Genomic DNA, 21,367 nt, shown 5'->3' with positions numbered 1-21,367 from the left:
GTCACCAAGCGCCTTTGTCGCCTTACCCTGTCGGTGGCTCGTGGCTCGGGTGCTAGTTGGCCTGGTCGGCGCCCAGGACCACGATGACCTCGTAGTCCGAGCTGTAGCCCTCGGTGTTCTCGCTGACGTTGGCCTCGTCGATGCCGAGCGTCTGTGCCACGCCCAGCGCCGCGCCGCGCGCGTCGCCGTTGTAGTAGACCGAGCTTGTGGTGTAGTCGGAGGAGTTGGCGGTCTCGGCGTAGGGGCTAAAGCCGGCGGTCTCAAGAACCGTGGACTTCTCGCCGGCAAGGCCGTTCACGCCCGCGCCGTTGAGCACGAGGACGCTGCCGGAGAACACGGGCTCAGCGGTCTCCTCGCCCGTGCTCGTCTCGCCGCTGTTCTCGCCGCCCTCATCGGAGCTGGAGACGTTCTCGCCAATGACGATGGTCGCGCCGGAGGTGAAGTCCTGGCTGGCGTCGGAGTACGGGGACTCGCCCGCGTCGACGCGCTCCATCATCTCGCGCCAGGCCTCCTCGTCGGGGATCTCGTACCAGAGGTTGTTGATGTACTCCGAGGTGGTGGGGGTCTGGCCCGAGTAGAAGTTGTGGTCAACGTCCAGGTTCTGGAACTGCATCGCCAGGCTCACGATGTCCGTGACGCTCATGGAGGTGGTCACGCTGCCCGCGAGCTCGGAGACCGTGGTCGCCATGGTGAAGGGGTCCTGCTGGAGGATCTTGCGTACGATGGCGGCAATCACGGCGCGCTGGTTGGCGGCGCGGTAGAAGTCGCCGCCACCGTAGGCGTCATAGGCGTGGCGCGAGCGTACGAGAGCGAGCGCCGTGGCGCCGTCGAGCTGGTGGGTTCCCGCGGTGAGGTTGATGCCGGCCCAGGTCTCGTCCACGACGTCGACGGGCAGCGTGACCTCAATGCCGCCGATGGTGTCGACGATGGAGGTGAACTGCTCAAAGTCAATCTCCGCATACTGGGAGATGTCCACGCCGGCAAAGTCGGAGACCACCTCGACCATGTAGGCGGCGCCGCCGTACGAATAGGCGGCGTTGATCTTGTCCTCGCCGTGCTCGCCCATGTCGACCATGGTGTCGCGCGGGATGGAGACGAGCGTGACCTTCTGGGCGGGCGGGTCCACGCGCGCGAGGATGATGGTGTCCGCGCGGAAGTTGGCGGTTGAGCCGCCCCACTCGCCCGAGCGCTCCTCGCTCTTGTCCACGCCCAGGAGCAGCATGTAGAAGGGCTCCTGTGGGTCAACGGCAACGAGCTGCTGGCGAACCTCCTCGGGGAGGTCCTGCGTGAGGCGGTTGTTGATGTTCATGATGTAGGCGGCGCCCGCCACAACAACGCCGACAAACGCCAGGAGCAGCGTGACCGCAACGGCCCTGAGGACGCGGCCACGGGTCTTCTTCCTTCTCTTGGCAGTGTAGGCGTCAATGCCGTCGGAGCGCGAGGCAATGTGGCGCGGCCCGGACGAGCTCGTCCGCAGGGTGGTCCGGGGTTGCTCCGCAGCGCCGCGAGCGTAGGCGCCTGCGGCCTGATCTCGCCTAAAACGGCTGCCCGAGCGATGTGCCTGCTCGGCGCTCGTCATCTGCCTGTGGGTTTTTCTGTCGGCCACAAGGGACCTTTCTGTTCGCTAGAGGCATGATTTTGCCCCGCCGGCTGGATCAGTCAGATTGGTCAATGATACGAGAGTTATATGCAAGCCGCATGAAGGAGGGTAAAAACGCTCCTATTCTTAAGAAAATGCAATAATGGTACGGACTTATGGCGCAAGAGCGCAGGCGAGAAGACCGGAGGATGTATGAGCGAGGCCACCCCCAGGCAGTTTGTTGCGGTTTTGGACTTTGGTGCCCAGTATGGGCAGCTTATCGCGCGTCGCGTGCGCGACCTGCACGTCTACTCGGAGATTGTCCCGTGTGACATCTCGGCGGGTGAGCTGGCCGCCATGGCGCCGTCCGCGCTCATCCTGTCCGGTGGCCCCGCGAGCGTGTACGCCGAGGATGCGCCCAAGATCGACCCGGGCATCCTCGAGCTGGGCGTACCGGTGCTGGGCTTCTGCTACGGCCACCAGATCATGGCCGTGACGCTGGGCGGAGAGGTCGCGCACTCCGAGGTGGGCGAGTACGGCCCGGCCACGATTTCCCGCAGCGGCGAGTCCGAGCTCTTTGCCGGAACGCCCGACGAGCAGACCGTGTGGATGAGCCACCGCGACGCCGTGAGCCGCGTGCCCGAGGGCTTTGTGGTCACCTCCTCCACGGGCGTGTGCCCTGTTGCCTCCATGGAGTGTCCTTCTCGGCGTCTTTACTCGACGCAGTTCCACCCGGAGGTGCGCCACACCGAGCATGGCCGCAAGCTGCTGGAGAACTTCCTCTTTGGCATCTGCGGGCTTGAGGCCACGTGGACCATGGACAACATCATTGACGAGAAGGTCGCGGAGATTCGCGCGCAGGTGGGGGACCGCAAGGTCATCCTGGGCCTCTCCGGCGGCGTGGACTCCTCCGTGGTGGCCGCGCTCGTGCACCGCGCGATTGGCGACCAGCTGACCTGCGTCTTCGTGAACCACGGGATGCTTCGCAAGGGCGAGCCCGAGATGGTCGAGGAGGTCTTCCGCGACCAGTTCCAGATGCCGCTCGTGCACGTGCACGCCGAGCGCCGCTACGAGCGCCTGCTTGCCGACGTGACCGAGCCGGAGGAGAAGCGCCGCCGCATTGGCTCCGAGTTCTGGAAGGTCTTCTTCGACGAGGCGCAGCGTATCGGCGGCGTGGAGATGCTCGCGCAGGGCACCATCTACCCGGACATCATCGAGTCTGGTGCGCGCAAGACCGGCGGCAAGGCGTCCACGATCAAGAGCCACCACAACCTGATTCCGTTCCCCGAGGGCGTGCACTTTGACCTTATCGAGCCGCTCGACCACTTTTTCAAGGATGAGGTGCGCGAGCTGGGCGTGGCGCTCGGCCTGCCGGACCGCATGGTCTACCGTCAGCCGTTCCCGGGCCCGGGCCTGGCCATCCGCATCATCGGCGAGGTAACCTCCGAGAAGCTCGAGATCCTCAAGAACGCCGACGCCATCGTGCGCGAGGAGCTGGACGCCTACAACGAGCGCCTCTTTGAGGAGACGGGCGAGCGCAACTCCGAGCACAGCTGCTGGCAGTACTTTGCCGTGCTGCCGGACATCCGCTCCGTGGGCGTCATGGGCGACGAGCGGACGTATGCGCGCCCGGTGATCGTGCGTGCGGTGGAGAGCTCCGACGCGATGACCGCTGACTGGGCGAAGCTGCCGTACGACGTGCTCGGGCGCATCTCGAGCCGTATTGTGGCCGAGGTGCCGGGCGTGAACCGCGTGGTGTATGACGTGACGCCCAAGCCGCCCGCCACGATCGAGTGGGAGTAAAAACCCAACTAATCGCACTTGTGTTGCTACGGAGCCGCGTGAGTCTCGCGGCTCCGTTTTTTCTTGCCCAGGCCCCTCCCAAATCCACGTTCTTCTCGCCAGAACGTGGTTTTGGGAGGGAGTCGGGTGCCCGTGCCTGCGGATGATCCCCAAGGTGGAATCGATTGCCGTCTACCTCCAGTACTTGGGAGTGTCGCAGGTGAGGGCCTTGTGGAGCCGGTGGTTGGCGGCGAGCCACTGGGGCGTCTTGGACGGCCTGGGCTGGCCGAGCGCGTCGCAGACCTTGTCCATGAACTGCATGCTGCTCACCCAGTTGTCTAGCTCGTCGCAGGTCACCTGCAGGACGCGCACGTCCGGGTGGGCGGCGCGGTCGAAGGGCTGCGCCAGCGAATCGTCAACAATCTCTACGGCAACCTTCTGCTCGGGCCAATACAAGCTCATCGTGGTTCCTCCGTTCGTCGCTTTTGGTGGGCACATGGTAGGACCGAAGAGCTTCCTGTTGTCTTGCGGCTAGCTTTCACGTATCTGACGCCGCAGGTCATCAGGGTTGTTTTTGCCTGTTGGCCGGCGAGCTTCTCGGTGGGCGGACCTCCGTCGCCGGCGAGCGCGGCAATCTGGCGAGAAGGGCGTCGATGCCGCGTCGCAAATCGTCACATTGGGTCCGTTTGCGTGCCGAGGAGGACTCGTGGTGCATCCCGTCGCGCAGGCCGACGCGTTTTGTCCGGTGTGGGGTCTATTGTCTTGCCTGTCCGCCGTATGACGAGGTGGGGAATACGATTGACGTAGAGAGGAACGGAATGTTTAACCTAGATGCTGTTGATGCATACGACATGTGCGCAAACCGGGTCGAGATAATTAGGGAGCTATTGCTTGAGTCGATGAACCGGATAATGCTCCCAAAAGATGAAGAGGGGCGAGAGCAGACGGAGTGGGCAGTTCGCTATCTTGGGGCCTCTCTGGATGTTGCCGAGGCGGCCCTGAGAGAACACGATTCCTTTGTTCAGCAGCGGAGGGCAGCATAGAGACAGTCGGGAGGGGCTACGGCGCCCGCCGCGCCGCGTTGCGCGCCCGGCGGCGCGCGGGTATGCTAGGTGGCTCTTGCACGCACGCAACAATGGGAGCTGCAACCACATGGATCTTATCGCCACGCTCGCAGAAGAGCTCAACCTCAAGCCGGAGGCCGTCGACGCCGCCGTCAAGCTCATCGACGAGGGCAACACCATCCCCTTCATCGCGCGCTACCGCAAGGAGGCCACGGGCGGCATGGACGACGTTGCCCTGCGCGCCCTCGACGAGCGCCTCTCCTACCTGCGCAACCTCGAGCAGCGCAAGGAGGACGTCCTTCTCCTCATCAACGCCCAGGGCAAGCTCACGCCCGAGCTCGAGGCAGAGATCCGCGCCGCCACGCAGCTCCAGCGCGTGGAGGACCTCTACAAGCCCTACCGCAAGAAGCGCATGACCCGCGCCCAGAAGGCGCGCGAGGCCGGCCTGGAGCCGCTTGCCAACATGATCTTCATGCAGGTGGCCGCCAAGGGCTCCGCGCTTGACGAGGCGGCGCGCTTTGTGACGCCGGAGGCGGCTGATGCCGGTTTTGACACGGCCGAGAAGGTCCTCGCCGGTGCGGCGGACATCGTGGCCGAGGTTGTGGCGGAGGATCCCGAGAACGTGGCCGACCTGCGCGCCTTCACGGAGGCAACGGCGGACATCGTCTCCGTGGCGACAAACGCCAACGAGAAGACCCCCTATGAGCCCTACTACGACTTCTCCGAGCCCGCCTCCAAGATCCCCAACCACCGCGTGCTGGCCATCGACCGCGGCGAGCGCGAGGAGAAGCTCCGCGTGCGCGTCCGCGTGGACGAGGCGGCCGCCGTGGCTCGTCTCGCCGCGCGCTGGCCCCGCCGCCAGGGCGTCTTTGCGCCCGTCTTTGACGCCGCCATCGCGGACGGCTACAAGCGCCTGATGGCGCCCTCGCTCGAGCGCGAGGTCCGCGCCAAGCTCACCGTGCGCGCCCAGACGGACGCCATCAAGGTCTTTGCCAAGAACGTTGAGAGCTTGCTCTCGGCCCGCCCGGTGCGCGGCGCGCGCATCATCTCGCTCGACCCGGGCTATCGCACCGGCTGCAAGGTGGCCGTGCTGGACGAGACGGGCAAGCTGCTCGACCACGGCGTGGTCTATCCCACGGTGCCGCGACGCGACGTCGCAGGCACCAAGGGCGAGCTCGCGCGCCTGGTGAGCCGCTATAACATCAACACCATCGTCATCGGCAACGGCACGGCCAGCCGCGAGACCGAGGAGGTGGTCTCCGAGTTCATCGCCGAGTCCGCGCCGGACCTGCGCTACACCATCGTCAACGAGGCGGGCGCCTCGGTCTACTCGGCCTCCGAGCTCGCGAGCCAGGAGTACCCGGACCTCGACGTCACCACGCGCGGCGCCATGAGCCTGGGCCGCCGCCTGCAGGACCCGCTTGCCGAGCTGGTGAAGATTCCGCCCCAGTCCATCGGCGTTGGGCAGTACCAGCATGACCTTGACCAGACGGAGCTCGCGCGCACCCTGGGCTACGTGGTGGAGGACGTGGTCAACCGCGTGGGCGTGGACGCAAACACCGCAAGTGCGAGCCTTCTGGGCTACGTCTCTGGCATCACGTCCGCCGTGGCGCGCAATATCGTGGCGTACCGAGAAGAGCATGGCGCCTTCACCGACCGCCGGCAGCTCATGGACGTCCCCAAGCTCGGGCCCAAGGCCTTTGAGCAGTGCGCGGGGTTCCTCCGCATTGCGGGTGGCGCAAACCCGCTCGACGCCACGGCCGTGCACCCCGAGAGCTACGCGGTGGCCACGGCGCTGCTCGAGCGCGCGGGCGTGGGTGCAGACGAGCTCACGCGCGGCGGCGTGCCCGACATCGAGAAGCGCCTGGGCAGCGTGGCCTCGCTCGCGGGCGAGCTGGACTGCGGCTACCTCACGCTCTTCGACATCATCGCCGAGCTCAAGAAGCCCGGGCGCGACCCGCGCGACGACGCCCCGGAGCCCGTCTTCAGCCGTGCGGCCCTCTCGATCGACGACCTCCAGCCCGGCATGGAGCTCACGGGCACCGTGCGCAACGTGGTGGACTTCGGCGCCTTCGTGGACATTGGCGTGCACCAGGACGGCCTCGTGCACATCTCAAAGATGGCCAAGCGCTTTGTCAAGCATCCGAGCGACGTGGTGGCTGCCGGCGACACGGTAAAGGTCTGGGTTGAGCGCGTTGACCGAGACCGCGGAAAGATTTCCCTCACCATGGTGGAAGACAGCTAGCCGCTTGTTGACAATGGTGATGACAATGGTGTCAGGGTAAATTGTCATCATGAAAGGCCGAGAAATGCGGACTTCTCGCGTGAGAGCACTCCTTGCTGCGCTGCTCCTGTCGGTGGCGCTCGTGGTTGGCTGCGCTTCGGAGCCGCGGGAGGCGGCCTCGCCGACGGGGGACGCCCCGAGCGTCGTCCAGAGCGCTGAGCCGGAGGAGGAGTCGGAACCGGAGGAGGAGCCTGCGCCAGAGCCGGCGGCAGAGCCTGCGCCAGAGCCCGAGCCCGCCGCAGACCCCGTCCCCGCCCCGGAGCCCTTCGATCCCTCCCAGGTCCCCGTGTACTCCGGCAGCCCCTACGTGATTCTCGCCGACGACGCCCCGGAGCTCAGCGCGGCAGACGCCCCCGAGGCCCTGGAGTCGTACTCGGCGCTCGACTCGCTGGGGCGCTGCGGCACCGCCATTGCCCTTGTTGGCCCAGAGACCATGCCCACCGAGGAGCGCGGCTCCATTGGCATGATCAAGCCCTCGGGCTGGCACACCGTCCGCTACGACGACCTCATTGACGGCCGCTACCTCTACAATCGCTGCCATCTCATTGGCTACCAGCTCACGGGCGAGAACGCCAACGAGCTCAACCTCATAACCGGGACGCGCTACCTCAACGTGGAGGGCATGCTGTCCTTTGAGAACGAGGTGGCGGACTACGTTGAGCGCACGGGAAACCACGTGCTGTACCGCGCCACGCCCGTGTTCGTTGGCAACGACCTGGTGGCGCGCGGCGTGCACCTTGAGGCGCTCTCCATGGAGGACAACGGCGCGGGCGTTAAGTTCAACGTCTTCTGCTACAACGTGCAGCCGGGGATAGAGATCGACTACGCAACGGGGGAGAGCGAGCGCATAGAGGAGGCTCCGTCGGCCGAGCAGGAGACCTCGGAGGAGCCGGCCGCTCCGGAGGCGCCCGTTGTCGTGCCGCCCGAGGCCTCTCCGGGGACCACCTACATCCTCAACCTCAACACAAGGAAGTTCCACTATCCCGAGTGCTCGTCCGTCGACCAGATGAGCGAGAAAAACAAGCTGGAGTTCACGGGCACGCGCGACGAGGTCATCGCGCAGGGCTACGACCCCTGCAAGCGCTGCGACCCGTGATGCCTGACGCTAGTGTCAAGTGCCAGGTTAGGAGGCCTGCGGGTCTGAGATGAAGAGCAGCGAGAGCAGGAACAGCGCGCTTATCGCCAGGCAGGCGTACTGACCCACGAGGCCGATGAGGAACTTGCACGCCACGGCGCCCACGCAAAACGAGATGACCAACGCCGCGTAGCGGGCGGAGCGATGCAGCTCGTGACGGTCCTTCTCGAAGATGCCGTCGTAGAGGGTCTCTCCAAAGGAGCGCAGGTTGCCGGTGCAAAAGACGCTCGCGTAGGCGGACTTGGTGCCAAACTGGCGGAAGTTCTCGTAGGAGACGGCAGCGCAAAACGAGATGGCGCTGTTCACCAGGAGGTCGGGCGCGCTCAACGGAATCAGCGCAATGCCCGCAAACGCCACCGCCTCAAAGACGGCCACCCAGCGCTGCATGCGGTGCGTGGCGTGCCCGTGAACGCGCACGAGCACGTGGCGCGAGAGCATGATGCCCAGGACAAAGGCAAGGATCGAGGCGAGGTAGTGCAGGACGCCCAGCCACGCTCCCTCGGCAAGGTTCATGCACAGGAGCACGATGTTGCCCGTCTGCCCCGTGGCAAAGACCTTGCCGTGCAGCAGGTACGAGTACGCGTCCATAAAGCCGCCCGCGCAGATCACGGTGAGGCCCAGCCGAACGGGGACCTTGGTCTTTCTCGCCGTCTGTACCTGTTCCATGCGTCCTCCTGCTCGACTCGCCGTGGGTTGCGTGTCATGCTAGAACAAAGTGGCGACGCCGTGCGAGAGGGGGTGGTGACTTTGACGGAAGCGACTCAAGACGGCGGCGTCGAGCTGCGGCGCGACGACGAGGGCCTCGCCCTTGTGGGGGACGGCATGGTGCTGCGCGCGGACTTCACGCGGCTCTTGCCTCGCCTGCGCCCGGACCGTCTGGGCCGCGAGCTGCTCGTGCGCGCGGCGCGGGTGCGCGGCGTGGAGGCGCCGGTGGCGGTTGACGCAACGGCCGGGCTGGGGGAGGACTCGCTGCTCCTGGCGGCCGCGGGATTCTCGGTAGTCATGTACGAGAAGGACCCGGTGATTGCGGCGCTGCTGCAAGATGCGCTCGGGCGGGCGACGGCCGTGCCGGAGCTGGCGCCGATCGTGGCGCGCATGGAGCTTGTGCAGGGCGATTCCATCGCCGGCCTGCGTGGGCTGGCCGCGAGCGGGCCCGCGCCCGACGTGGTCTTTCTCGACCCCATGTTTCCCGAGCGCACCAAGAGCGCGGCGGTGAAGAAGAAGTTTCAGCTGCTACATCGCCTGGAGCGGCCGTGCGATGACGAGGCGGAGCTTCTGGGGGCGGCGCTGGCCGCGCGCCCGCGCAAGGTGGTGATCAAGCGACCGCCCAAGGGCCCGCTGCTCGCGGGCGCGAGGCCGAGCCACCAGCTTTCCGGCAAGGCCGTTCGCTACGACGTCATCGTTGTGCCGCCGCGCACACGGTAGAATTGTGGGTGGCTGAAAGTCCCCGAACAAAGGAGCTGGCATGGACCTTCCCAACAAGCGCCCAGACAACATGGAGCGCATCACCACCCCCGAGCTCGCGCAGGCCTTCATCGACGAGCAGGTTGATGCTGTCCGCGCGCAGGTTGGCGACAAGAAGGTCCTTCTTGCCCTTTCCGGCGGCGTTGACTCCTCTGTGGTTGCCGCGCTTCTCATCAAGGCCATCGGCAAGCAGCTCATCTGCGTGCACGTGAACCACGGCCTCATGCGCAAGGGCGAGTCCGAGCAGGTCGTTGACGTTTTCAAGAACCAGATGGACGCCAACCTCGTCTACGTTGACGCCACCGACCGCTTCCTCGACCTGCTTGCCGGCGTGGCCGAGCCCGAGCGCAAGCGCAAGATCATCGGCGCCGAGTTCATCCGCGTCTTTGAGGAGGAGGCCCGTAAGGTGGCCGACGACGTGGACTTCCTGGCTCAGGGCACCATCTACCCGGACATCGTTGAGTCCGACGGCGTGAAGGCACACCACAACGTGGGCGGCCTGCCCGACGACCTGCAGTTTGAGCTCGTGGAGCCCGTGCGCCTGCTCTTCAAGGACGAGGTTCGCGTGGTGGGCCGCGCGCTCGGGCTGCCCGAGGGCATGGTCGAGCGGCAGCCGTTCCCGGGCCCGGGCCTGGGCGTGCGCTGCCTCGGCGCCATCACCCGCGACCGCCTGGAGGCGCTGCGCGAGGCCGACGCCATCCTGCGCGAGGAGTTTGCCGAGGCGGGCCTTGCCGGCAAGGTCTGGCAGTACTTCGTCGTGGTGCCCGACATGCGCGCCACCGGCGTTCGCGACGGCAAGCGCGCCTACGACTGGCCTGCCATCATCCGCGCCGTCAACACCGTCGACGCCATGACCGCCACGGTGCCCGAGCTCGACTGGGCGCTGCTCAAGAAGATCACCGACCGCATCCTCGCCGAGGTGCCGGGCATCTGCCGCGTGACGTACGACCTCACTCCAAAGCCCGTCGGAACGATCGAGTGGGAATAAAAAATTTAATCAATTACTTGTGAGCTGGAGCGGAGTCGCGGGGATCCTGCGGCTCCGCTTTTCTCGCGTTCCTCTTTGATCTGTGCTCCAGCGAAAAGCCGTCCAGTTAAGGAGCTCGAACACTATGCTTGACGTTGATGCCCTTCGGGACCTTGCCATTGCTGGTCGTCCGCTCGGGCGAGCCGAGAAGACCCGTCACGCCGCAAAGGGCGCGCACGACCCAACGGCGACGCCGTATTCCGTGCTCGAGGACCTTCTCGGCGGGCTGGATTTTGACGCGGGATCGCACCTGCTTGACGTGGGCTGTGGGGCTGGTCGTGTGCTCGCGTACTTTGTGGGCTCGGGCCTGCCGGGATTCGTCACGGGCGTTGAGCTGGACGCCGACCTCGCTGCGGAGGCGGTCGCGTGGTCCATGCGCTACAAGCAAGCGAACGTGATCTCAGGCAGCGTGCTCGACCTGCCGCTTACCGGATACACGCACATCTACCTCTTCAACCCCTTTGACACACCGGTGCTCGTGGCTTTTCTCGACAAATTGGAGCGCGAGGCCACGGGGCCCACGACGCTCGTGCACATGTCCGACAACGGCGAGTGGGTTGCCTACGCTGGGCGCACGCGCTGGGTCACGCTACGAGAGGGCTTCCTTGAGCTGCCGGGCGAGGAGGGAGACTGCCCGCAGCACTTCACCATCCGCCGATTCCAGCCTTGAGTGGCGAGAATGTAGCGTTGGGCCAGCTTCTTTTACCCTTGCTCCGGAAATTAACGCGGTTTGGGTTCCTGAAGAAATAGCATCAACTGGGCTTTTGTTGATAAGATGACCATTTTCAGGAACCCAAACCGCGTTAATTTCCGGGGGGCTACGTAGGCGGCCGCTTGCGGCGCGAGCCCATGCGTCACGCCTTCAGCTCCAAACCTAGCAGGTAGTGGAAGTTTGACAAAGTAATGAATAAATCAAATTACGCACAAATTTGTCAAACAACCACTACCTGCTAGGTTTCCAATGGAGTGATGGTAAGAAGGATGCGCCTCAAAACCTCCCATTCCTCCCACCTCTCCTACCAATTAATGACTTCTGTAACTGAACCGCCGCGTAAGGAGATAGCGCATATGAGAAGAAGGGGCAATAAACTCGCTGCGTCCGTATTTGCGTGACGCTGCTCTCGCCCGCACCGGTGCCTGCTGAGGGCGCAGTCACGCTGAGCGTCCTTGGCACGGACCCGCTTGTCACGTCTTCTGTGGCCTGAGGCGAGGGAGCTGCCAGCTACGATGCACAGACCAACACACTGACCCTTCAGAACGCTACGATTGACGGCGAAGGCGTAAGCGGCATCCGCTTTCTCATGCGAGCGCGACCCCATGCACACGCCTTGACGCATTACGGCCGCGGCGCAGAGTGCGCTTCTCGCGCTCCCGTCACTGCCGCTGGGCACCATTTCGGCTCTGGCAGAGGATACGGATGATGACAATCTACCCTGTCACTTTTGTCACCCCTGCCGGAAGTTGTCCTCAAAGCCCCCCTCCCGTAAATAAAGTGTTCGAAATCCCGAACGCTTTCCCATTGCATGAGGTTATGCTATGAGAGCTGAGGAGGAGGGCGGGGGTGCAGTTTGGAATTCATGACCGTACGGGATGCGGCCCGTCGCTGGGGCATCTCCGAGCGTCTTGTTCAGAAGCTGTGTGCCCAGAGTCGCATTAGTGGTGCCGAGAAGTTCGGCGGTTCGTGGCGAATTCCGGTCTCTGCCCTCAAGCCGTCTGACCCGCGTCGTGCCTGTCTGACGCAGCATCCCGCACTGCGCCCGCGCCGCATCTCGGGCGACCACGCCAACCTTATGCCTCTCATGAACACCGCCTTTGCGCCTGGCCACTGCCGCGAGTTTGTGGAGTCCCTTGAGGAAGGTCCGCGCCGAGACATCGCGCGTGCCGAGCTTGCCTACTTTGGCGGCCATCCCGAGGAGGCGCTTGCGCTTGCCGAGCAACATCTCGGAAGCGATGACCTTGACACGCGCCTCTCCGCCTGCCTCATCTGTGCCTATGCGAACCTGCCCCTGGGCCGCATTGACCTGGCAAGAAGTTCCCTCGAGGGAGCGCGCGGCGTTCTTGCCGCCGCTTCCGAGGAGAACCCGCAGCTCCGCGTCGCCGAGGCGTTCATCGCCCAAGCGGCAAGCGTGCTCCTGCACCTCCCTGCGCCTGATAACCTGCCTGACGCGCATGAGATGCTCCCGCTCCTTCCGCCGGGGCTGCGTGCCTTTGCGTGCTATGTTCGTGCCCACGCCGTCTACCTCAAGGGTGACTACTCCCTGAGTCTGGGCATTGCCGAGACGTCCCTTATGGTGCAGGATGAGGTCTATCCCATTCCCAGCATCTACCTGCACCTTATTGCCGTGATGGATCTCATGAGCCTGCGCCGCACGGATGACGCCCGCCGTCACCTGCTCGCCGCGTGGGAGCTCGCCCTCCCAGATGACCTCATCGAGGCCTTTGGCGAGCATCACGGCCTTTTGGGCGGCATGCTCGAGGCGGCGATCAAGCCCACCTGGCCCGAGGACTTCAAGCGCATCATCGCGATCACGTATCGCTTCTCCGCGGGCTGGCGGCGCATCCACAACCCCGCAACCGGTGCCGCCGTGGCGGACGACCTCACCACCACGGAGTTTGCCGCGTCCATGTTGGCCGTGCGCGGCTGGACCAACCAGGAGATCGCACAGCATATGGGCGTCTCGGTGAACACCGTGAAGAGCTACATCTCCAGCTCGCTGCAAAAGCTCGGCATCGCGCGCCGTCAGGACCTGAGCCGATTCATGCTTTCATAGGCGGCCCACGCACGCAGCACAATACCCATTTTCCCCACTCAGACGGGTGATGGCAGCGCCTCTCGCTCAAGTGAAAATTGAGGAGACGCTGTCTCATGCCGCACGGGCATTCCAGAAAAGGAGAGTGGGGCGTATGAAGAAGAGATTTGTGGCGTTCGTTGCGTCTGCATGTGTGTTGGCGCTGATGCCTTCCGTGGCATCGGCGGAGAGCGTGACGGAGCTGCGGATACTCGGCACCGACATGCTCTCCGCCCAGGGCTCTCTGACGTGCGGCGAGGGCGCGGCGAGCTACGACGCCACCACTAACACCCTCACGCTCGACAACGCCACCATCGATGCTGGAAGCGGCGACGGAATCCGGTTCACGGGCCCGCTGAACATCGAGCTGACAGGCACCAACAAGATCACCTCCTCGCAGCGCGGCATCTACGGCAACGGCGTGGAGAAGGGCTCCGTGGCCATTGCCGGAGACGAGGGCGCAAGCCTTGTTGTCGAGTCCGGCTCGGACGCCCTGCAGGTGGATGACACCACCGCTCCTGCCGTGCTCTCCATTGACGACGTTGTGCTCAGCCTGACGTCTACCGAGCACTCGGGCATCGTGCTCGAGGGCCTTTCGCTTGAGGTGGGCGGGGGAGCGCAGGTCAGCCTGACCTCCGCGGGCACCTCCGTCAAAACTGACCAGAGCATCTCCCTTTTCGAGGAAAGCTCTCTCACCGCAGACGGATCGGGAGCCTATGGTCTGGTTGCCGAGAAGGACCTCTCGGTGACGGACGCCACGCTCAGTGCCAGCAGCATGTCCGTTGCGGTGAACGTGGACGGCGACATTGACTTCTCGGACGCTACGGTGACCACGGAGTCCAAGCCCAACAGCCTGCGCTCCGGGGGCGGAACCATCTCGGTCACCGGTGACTCCGTCGTCACGGCCCGGGGCGGCGTCTTTGGCGAGAGGGGTGTCTCCATCGAGCCCGTTGCCGGCGAGAAGGTCGACCTGTGGACCGGCGCCTCCGAGGCCGAGGCCACCCACTACGCGAGCGCGGACGGCACCCAGAGGTCCCCGTTTGCCAGCGCCGTCACGCTCAACAGCTACCACGGTCTGAGCAATGCCGCCTACGTGCGCATTCTTCGCCACGTCCACTCCGGTGACCCCGCCACCTGCACCGCACGTGCCGTCTGCGAGTACTGCGGCGAGGAGTATGGCGAGCTCGACCTCTCCAATCACGTGTGGGGAGAGCCCACCTGGCAGTGGTACGAGGGCGGGGGCGTCTGTGCGGCTGCCTTCTCCTGCAAGAACGACGGCACCCACCTCAAGGTCATGTACACCGAGGTGAGCTCAGCCGCCGGCAAGGCGCCCACCTGCACCGAGAAGGGCACGACCGTCTACACCGCCGAGCTGACCTTTGAGGGCACCTCCTACACAACCACCACGGAGCTCGCGGACGTCGACGTGCTCCCGCACACGCCCGAGGTCAAGGGCGCACGTGACGCCACCTGCACCTCCGAGGGCTTTACCGGCGACGAGGTCTGCTCCGTCTGCGGTGCGCTTGTCGAGGAGGGCACGGCCACGCCCAAGCTCGCCCACACTCCCAAGACCATGGGCGCCAAGGATGCCACGTGCAGCTCCGAGGGCTACACGGGCGACGAGGTCTGCTCCGTCTGCGATGCCCTTGTGGAGAAGGGCAAGGCCACGCCCAAGCTCGCCCACACTCCCAAGCTCGTGGGCGCCGAGGAGGCAACCACCAGCTCCGTGGGCTACACCGGAGACGTCGTCTGCTCCGTCTGCGACGAGCTCATCCAGAGGGGCGAGGTCATCCCCGCTCTCCCGGTGGGCGTTGAGGCAATGTATCGACTCTACAACCGCTGGACCGGCGAGCACTTCTACACGGGCAGCGCCGAGGAGCGTGACGTCCTGGTGACCGTCGGCTGGACCCCGGAGGGCATCGGCTGGTATGCGCCGACCGAGGGCGCCGAGGTCTACCGCCTCTACAACCCCTACTCCGAGACGGGCGACCACCACTACACCATGAGCGCGGAGGAGTACGACGCGCTCGGCGGGCTCGGCTGGGAGAAGGAGGGCGTCTGCTGGCGCTCTGCCGACGAGCTCGACGACAACGTCGTTGCCATCCTGCGCCAGTTCAACCCGTACGCGCAGACCGGCACCCACAACTACACCACCAGTCGCGAGGAGAACGACGCCCTGGTCGACCTCGGCTGGCGCCACGAGGGCATCGCCTGGTATGGCGTTGAGGCGCCCGAGGGCAAGTAACCGTTCGACCCAAGACGAGAGAGAAACAAGACAAAGGAGGAAGCAATGCGCAAACGAATCGTGTCCGCTGCGCTGAGCGCGACCCTCGCGCTCTCCTCGCTTCCGTTTGCGGCGGTTCCTGCCCTGGCGGCTGATGGGGGCAATCAGTTTGACACCATCCTTGAGATGGACTCGGTGAAGCCCGCCGGCTTTGACGAGAACAGCGAGGAGAACCCGTACGGACAGCCCAAAGACCAGCCGTTCCTGCTGAACACCGAGAGCGAGCTCATGGTGTACCGCAACAAGGACAACGGCAACGACGTTGACCTCGGCTGGTACGACACGCGGCTGGACAGCGGCCTTTATCTCGAGGTCAATGGCGACACGAACGGTTTTGAGAGCGCGGGGCTCTACGGCAGCAGTGCGCCGAACGTGCTCAAGGAGCTGTTCCACGTCGAGTCGGTGGCCTTTGACCCCACGGGCAGCGGACGCAAAGACCACGTTGCCTACATCGGCCATGACGCAAACGGCGAGGACGATATCGTCATCGTGGTTGTCGATACCACGCGGGACAACGAGAGTGCCACGTACCGCTTTGAGGACAACGCCGGCTGGCTGAGCGGGGTCGAAGCATGGACCGGTGGAAACTACCTTGCCATCACCGCTGGCGACTACGATGGCTCGGGACACGAGACGCTCGTGGCGCACGTGCTGACCAACGACGACACGTATGGTCTGGCGCAGCTCTCCTACGATGCGGGCTCGAACACGATCTCTTGCATGAGCGAGCGGGACAAGTCCCTCCTGCACTGGAAGTACGTGGAGGAGAACCACGGTCAGGATCTCGATGACAACAATGGCTATGAGCAAGACAAGATGTCCGCCGACCTCGCCACCGGAGACTTCAACGGTGACGGCATCGACGACCTCGCCGTCGTGTCCTACCTGAACGGCGGAGCGAGGGGCGTAAGCTGGGACTGCGCCTATTACTTCCCGATGCTGAACGTTGCCTATGGCGCAAGCGATGGCGGCGTGGTCTTCGACAACCAAAAGAGCGGCTTCTGCCAGCTCAGGCGCGAGGATCGTGACGGGCTGAAGTACAAGCTAACCGCACCCGCCGCCCCGGGCATCGCCGCCGGTGACGTTGACGGGGACGGCGTGGACGAGATCGTGGTCGCGGGGACCAAGAATATCATCACGTCCAAGTCGAACTCCTACGACGTGGACGTGGAACACCAATGGGATCTTGATGGCGAGAGCTGGGTCATCATCACGCTGAACGCCCGCGAGGACGGCACGTTCGCAGACCCGGGAGGGGAGGCGGGCACGACCACCCTCTCTGAGGTGGGCTCCAACGCGTGGTTCGCCGGCGGAACGGGAGGCGAGAAGCGCCGTTCCCCGATGGACGTTGAGTGCGTGGCCATGAACGGCGCAGCCGCCGCGGAGTACGTCTTCATGGGCGGTGCGCTCTTCGACCTGAGCACGTCGACGCCGGAGCGCCTGCACACCCCCGGCGTGTTCAACAAGGACGATGACGGGGTGGGCAGTCAGATAGTCGACGAGCACTACGTGCAGTCCGTCGTGGCCGGGAACTTCGACGGCAACGAGTGGGGCTACGAGCAGGTCATGTACGTGATCGTCATGAAGGACCGGAGCAAGAACGACTACTACTACCGCCTCGGCATGATCGGCGGCGCCAACTACGACGGCGAGGGCGGACCCGTGGGAAGCCAGGGCGGCACGGATCAGACGCGCTTCTTCGACGTCACGAGCGATTTCATCATCTCCAACACGGGCGGCGGTCACCGCACCAACCTCGTCATCACGCCCATGGACCGCGACAAGGACGGCGCGATGGCGCGCTACGCGGGCAAGTCCTACGTCTACGCCGACCCGCAGGTGCTCACGGTGCTCCAGATGGCGCCCTACTTCGACGAGATCGACATTGGCAACGACGCCGGCGCCACCACCTACGCCTTCACGCGCACCTACGAGTACACGGAGGGCACCTCCGAGAGCAAGTCCTACAGCATCGGCGGCGCCTTTGGCGTGGAGACCCCCGCCGTCAACGTGGAGGTCGAGGCGGGTTACGCCAACAGCTGGACCCGGAGCTTCGAGAACACGCTCACGCGCTCCGTCACGGACAGCTTCACCGCCAAGGCCTATGACAGCGTGGTGCTCTACCGCACGCCCGTCTTCAACTACAACTATCAGCTCATGAGCGAGGACGGCACGCAGTGGGTCGACCTCGAGGAGGCGGGTCTCACCATCTCGGTGCCCAAGACACCCACCTATGTGCAGATGTCCGTGGACGACTACAACAACTTCGTTGACGTCTACAACGCCATGATGGCGGAGGAGACGGCGGATACGGACGACACGTTCACCGCCATGAAGAAGCTCGACCTCGGCTACCTGGGCCAGGAGGGCAACCCCTGGGGCTACGGGACCCCGCTCGACCAGGTGAGCAACAACACCTACCAGCTCGGCTACAACGGTGGCGAGACGTCGAGCGCGAGCTCGACCGGCCAGGCAACGACCGAGACCATCGAGCAGGAGACGGGCTTCTCGTTTGAGATCTCCGCGACGACGGGCTTCAACATGGGGATGTTCTCCGTGATGGCCGGCGTCAACTACAGCCTCGAGGAGATGAAGGGAAACAGCACCTCAAAGACCACCTCGAGCGAGACCGAGACGAGCGGCACGGTCCAGGACCTCGACTGGAAGTACCTGCTTGAGGAGTACGGCATCCCCGAGAGCGTCACGCGCTCCTACGGCTTTACCTGGAACCTGGGCAAGAAGGAGGTTGATCTGGGCGTTGCGGGCATAAAAGCCCTGGTCATTGGCTACAACGTCTCAAACATCTCAGCGCCCCCGCCAGCGGTGAGCGAGCTCGAGGCGCGCCAGGCGGACGAGACGAGCGTCGATCTCAGCTGGGTCGACCCCTCGGTTGACGGCCGCTCCACCGTTGACGGATACAATGTGTACATGCGCAATGAGGACGGGACGTACCGGAAGCTCAACGGCGATCCGCTGTCCAAGGAGACGTGCGAGTACCGCGTTGAGAACCTGAAGTCCAACACCGACTACGTCTTTGTGGTCACCACGCTGAGCGGAGACAAGGAGAGCGTCTGGTCCAACGAGGCCGCGATTAAGACACCCAAGGGCATGAAGGCGCTCACCCTTGCCTATGATGACGACGAGGTCGAGCTCACGGCCTCTCACCTGGGCAACGTTGACATCCAGAGCGGCGAGAAGGTCCCTGAGGAGACCATCGTCTACGTGAGCGTTGTTCCCAAGGACGGGTACACCATCACGGGCGTGACGCTCACCCAGGAGGGCGAGGAGCCGGAGTCCGTCAACATGACCGACGGACAGTTCAACTTCGTCATGTACGAGGACACGTCCATTGAGGTCACGAGCGAGAAGGTGGTCGACAAGAGCGTCGTGAGCTACGAGGACGAGGTCAAGGACGCAAACGGCAACGTCACCGGAACCGTTGAGGCGCACACCACCTCCGGCAACAAGATCGATGCCTCCGGGGCAGAGGTCTCCGGGGCGGTCGAGTTTGTCGCCACGCCCGCCGACGGGTACGCCCTCAAGGAGTGGCACGTCTCCTCGTCCTTGGGCACGAGCGTGATTGACGCCGTTGGCAACGAGCTCACCTTCTATCCGTATGAGAACGAGCACAAGGTCACGCCAGTCTTTGTGCCGATCACCGACCCGGCGGTCTCGCGCACGGTGACGCTCAGCGTGGGAGACGGCGGCCAGATCGAGGTCAAGAGCGGCGACAGCGTACTTGCCCCCGATGACAGCGGCACCATCACCGTTGCGCGCGGCACCGAGCTGACCTTCACGGCGGTGCCTGACGACTTCTACAACTTCATCGGCTGGACCGAAAGCTTTGAGGACTATGGGGACGACGCAGACAGCGTCACGCTGCGGGTCCTTGACAGTCTCACCGTGGGCGCCACGTTTGAGGCCGATCTGCTCTACACGCTTGAGTTTGACGCAGTGTCCGAGGACGCTGCCGGCAGCGGTACGCTGACCGCAGCGGCCAACGGGGCGCAGCTCACAAGCGGCGATAAGCTCGTGCCCAACACGCAGGTGGACTTTGCCGCCGCTGCCGGCGACGGCAGCCGCCTTACCAAGTGGGGCGTGACCAAGGGCACCGTCACCACGTTTGTTGCGGCGGACGAGGGCCTGGTCACCGAAGACAGCTACGAGCTCACGCTTGTAGCCAACAGCTCCGTTGACGCGTACTTTGGGAAGATCGAGCAGTACGACCTGAGCGTCCCGGCGACCGTGACTAACGGGCGCGTCATCGTCGAGCGCGGCGGGAGCGCTGTCATCCCGGGCAGCGGCGCCCTGAGCTACGGCGACGTCATCACGATCAACGCCGTGCCGAACGAGGGCTACATCCTGGTTGGCCTTACGGTGAACGGCGAGGAGTTTACGCCGGGCGAGACGTACCTGGTGACGGGACCCGTGAGTATTGGGGCCACGATCGTTGAGAACGTGGTTCACTCGCATGAGTGGGGCACGCCCAGCTGGACCTGGGAGACGGACAACTCCGCCGTCACCGCGCACTTTGCATGCGCCTGCGGCGAGAAGAGGGACGTGGAGGCTACGGTCACCACGGCTCCCGAGCCTGATGCCACCTGCACCGACGACGGCCGCATGGTCGTCACGGCTGCCGTGAGCTTTGAGGGCGCGCGCTTTACCGACAAGCGCGACGGGGACGTCATCCCCGCCATTGATCACGAGTGGGGCGAGCCCACGTGGGAGTGGTCCGAGGACGGCTCCTCCGCCACGGCAACGTTTGCGTGCGCGCACGACGCGAGCCACGTCCAGACCGTTGACGCCACGGTGACGTCCAGGACGAGCGAGGACCCCACATGCACCGGCGAGGGCGTTGCCACCTATACGGCGACGGTCGAGCTTGGAGGGAAGTCCTTCTCGGACACCCTTGAGCTTGGCGACATTGCGCCGACGGGTCACACGCCCAAGATGGAGGGAGCACGCAAGGCCACCTGCGCTTCCGAGGGCTATACCGGCGACAAGGTCTGCTCCGTGTGCGGCGCGCTTCTTGGCCGCGGAGAGACCATCGAGAGGGTCGAGCACACACCCGTGACCGTGGGCGCGCGCGAGGCCACCTGCTCCGCTGAGGGCTACACGGGTGACGTGGTCTGCTCCGAGTGCGACGCCCTTCTGGAGAAGGGTGAGACCATCGTCAAGGCTGACCACAGAATCGAGCTCGTGGGCGCCAAGGAGGCAACGACCACATCCAAGGGATACACCGGCGACCAGGTCTGCTCCGTGTGCGAGGAGGTCGTGAAGGAGGGTGAGGTCATTCCCGCGCTGCCCAGGGACTCCGAGGTGATGTACCGGCTCTACAACCGCTGGAGCGGCGAGCACTTCTACACGAGCGACCCCGCCGAGCGAGCCTCTCTCGTGGGCATCGGCTGGACCGACGAGGGCGTGGGCTGGATTGCGCCCAGGGAGGGGGCCGAGGTCTATCGCCTCTACAACCCCTACGCCGAGGGTGGCGACCACCACTACACTATGGATGCCGAGGAGTACGAGGCCCTGGCAAAGCTGGGCTGGGAGCAGGAGGGCGTTGCCTGGCACTCCGCGGGCGAGAAGGACGAGGGCGCGCGACCGCTCTACCGTCTCTTCAACCCCTACGAGCAGACCACGACCCACCACTACACGTCCGACGCTGACGAGCGCGATGCGCTGATGAAGATCGGCTGGCGCGACGAGGGCGTTGCCTGGTACGGGCTCTCCGCGACGTAACCCAACGGGGGCCGCCGGGTGGTAGACCCGGCGGCCCCGTTGTTGGCGGCAGAGGCGATGGCAAGGGCGGCAGGGTAGGTTGACAAAGGTGATGACAAAGGTGACAGGGTAGATTGTCACCATCTTACTGATGGTGACAATCTACCCTGTCACCTTTGTCATCACCTTTGTCAACCTACCCTGCCGCCCTTGCCATCGCCTCTGCCGGGGACCTGTCCCA

General features: G+C 64.7%; 13 protein-coding genes. 10 read left to right on the top strand and 3 right to left on the bottom strand.

The window, feature by feature from the left end; all coding sequences use genetic code 11:
• Window positions 1-52 precede the first annotated feature (52 nt).
• Window positions 53-1,606 carry an LCP family protein gene (locus tag QUW25_RS07180; protein ID WP_289511533.1) on the bottom strand — a complete coding sequence of 518 codons (1,554 nt, stop codon included), beginning with the start codon at window positions 1,604-1,606 and terminating at the stop codon, window positions 53-55.
• Between the two features lie 186 nt (window positions 1,607-1,792).
• On the opposite strand from QUW25_RS07180, the gene guaA (QUW25_RS07175) reads away from it, so the two are divergent.
• The gene (guaA, locus tag QUW25_RS07175) at window positions 1,793-3,382 is read left to right on the top strand and encodes a glutamine-hydrolyzing GMP synthase (RefSeq protein WP_289511532.1); all 1,590 of its coding nucleotides are present in this window, start codon (window positions 1,793-1,795) and stop codon (window positions 3,380-3,382) included.
• 171 nt (window positions 3,383-3,553) lie between these two features.
• Here the strand turns inward: guaA (QUW25_RS07175) and QUW25_RS07170 are convergent, their stop codons facing one another.
• Window positions 3,554-3,823, bottom strand: a complete 270-nt coding sequence (locus tag QUW25_RS07170; protein WP_289511531.1) for a hypothetical protein — start codon at window positions 3,821-3,823, stop codon at window positions 3,554-3,556.
• A 356-nt stretch (window positions 3,824-4,179) separates the two neighbouring features.
• Between QUW25_RS07170 and QUW25_RS07165 the strand changes: the two genes are divergently transcribed.
• The 3 genes from QUW25_RS07165 (at window position 4,180) to QUW25_RS07155 (ending at window position 7,805) form a co-directional block, all read left to right on the top strand.
• Window positions 4,180-4,404 carry a hypothetical protein gene (locus QUW25_RS07165; RefSeq protein WP_289511530.1) on the top strand — a complete coding sequence of 75 codons (225 nt, stop codon included), beginning with the start codon at window positions 4,180-4,182 and terminating at the stop codon, window positions 4,402-4,404.
• A 109-nt stretch (window positions 4,405-4,513) separates the two neighbouring features.
• Window positions 4,514-6,670 carry a Tex family protein gene (locus QUW25_RS07160; protein ID WP_289511529.1) on the top strand — a complete coding sequence of 719 codons (2,157 nt, stop codon included), beginning with the start codon at window positions 4,514-4,516 and terminating at the stop codon, window positions 6,668-6,670.
• Between the two features lie 79 nt (window positions 6,671-6,749).
• Window positions 6,750-7,805: a DNA/RNA non-specific endonuclease gene (locus QUW25_RS07155; RefSeq protein WP_289511528.1), complete on the top strand. Its 1,056-nt coding sequence runs from the start codon at window positions 6,750-6,752 to the stop codon at window positions 7,803-7,805.
• Between the two features lie 27 nt (window positions 7,806-7,832).
• Here QUW25_RS07155 and QUW25_RS07150 read toward each other — a convergent pair whose 3' ends face one another.
• Complete coding sequence (locus QUW25_RS07150) at window positions 7,833-8,510, bottom strand: YoaK family protein (RefSeq protein WP_289511527.1); 678 nt, start codon at window positions 8,508-8,510, stop codon at window positions 7,833-7,835.
• Window positions 8,511-8,591: 81 nt separating this feature from the next.
• Here QUW25_RS07150 and QUW25_RS07145 point away from each other — a divergent pair, with 81 nt between their 5' ends.
• The 6 genes from QUW25_RS07145 to QUW25_RS07120 all read left to right on the top strand — a co-directional run bounded on the left by QUW25_RS07145 (window position 8,592) and on the right by QUW25_RS07120 (window position 21,147).
• A complete protein-coding gene (locus QUW25_RS07145; RefSeq protein WP_289511526.1) occupies window positions 8,592-9,269 on the top strand; it encodes a class I SAM-dependent methyltransferase in 678 nt (225 codons plus the stop codon).
• Window positions 9,270-9,309: 40 nt separating this feature from the next.
• Window positions 9,310-10,296 carry a glutamine-hydrolyzing GMP synthase gene (gene guaA / locus QUW25_RS07140; protein ID WP_289511525.1) on the top strand — a complete coding sequence of 329 codons (987 nt, stop codon included), beginning with the start codon at window positions 9,310-9,312 and terminating at the stop codon, window positions 10,294-10,296.
• Between the two features lie 124 nt (window positions 10,297-10,420).
• A complete protein-coding gene (locus tag QUW25_RS07135; RefSeq protein ID WP_289511524.1) occupies window positions 10,421-11,005 on the top strand; it encodes a class I SAM-dependent methyltransferase in 585 nt (194 codons plus the stop codon).
• 907 nt (window positions 11,006-11,912) lie between these two features.
• Entirely contained in the window at window positions 11,913-13,106 is a 1,194-nt protein-coding gene (locus tag QUW25_RS07130; RefSeq protein WP_289511523.1) for a helix-turn-helix domain-containing protein, read from the top strand.
• A gap of 133 nt (window positions 13,107-13,239) precedes the next feature.
• A complete protein-coding gene (locus QUW25_RS07125; protein ID WP_289511522.1) occupies window positions 13,240-15,369 on the top strand; it encodes a hypothetical protein in 2,130 nt (709 codons plus the stop codon).
• 45 nt (window positions 15,370-15,414) lie between these two features.
• Window positions 15,415-21,147: an InlB B-repeat-containing protein gene (locus QUW25_RS07120; RefSeq protein WP_289511521.1), complete on the top strand. Its 5,733-nt coding sequence runs from the start codon at window positions 15,415-15,417 to the stop codon at window positions 21,145-21,147.
• Window positions 21,148-21,367: the final 220 nt, after the last annotated feature.

The sequence above is a fragment of the Thermophilibacter provencensis genome, from assembly GCF_030372065.1.
Classification (GTDB): domain Bacteria; phylum Actinomycetota; class Coriobacteriia; order Coriobacteriales; family Atopobiaceae; genus Thermophilibacter; species Thermophilibacter provencensis_A.
The sequence above is the reverse complement of the archived record's forward strand: the minus strand, read 5'-3'. Positions and strand labels throughout refer to the sequence as shown.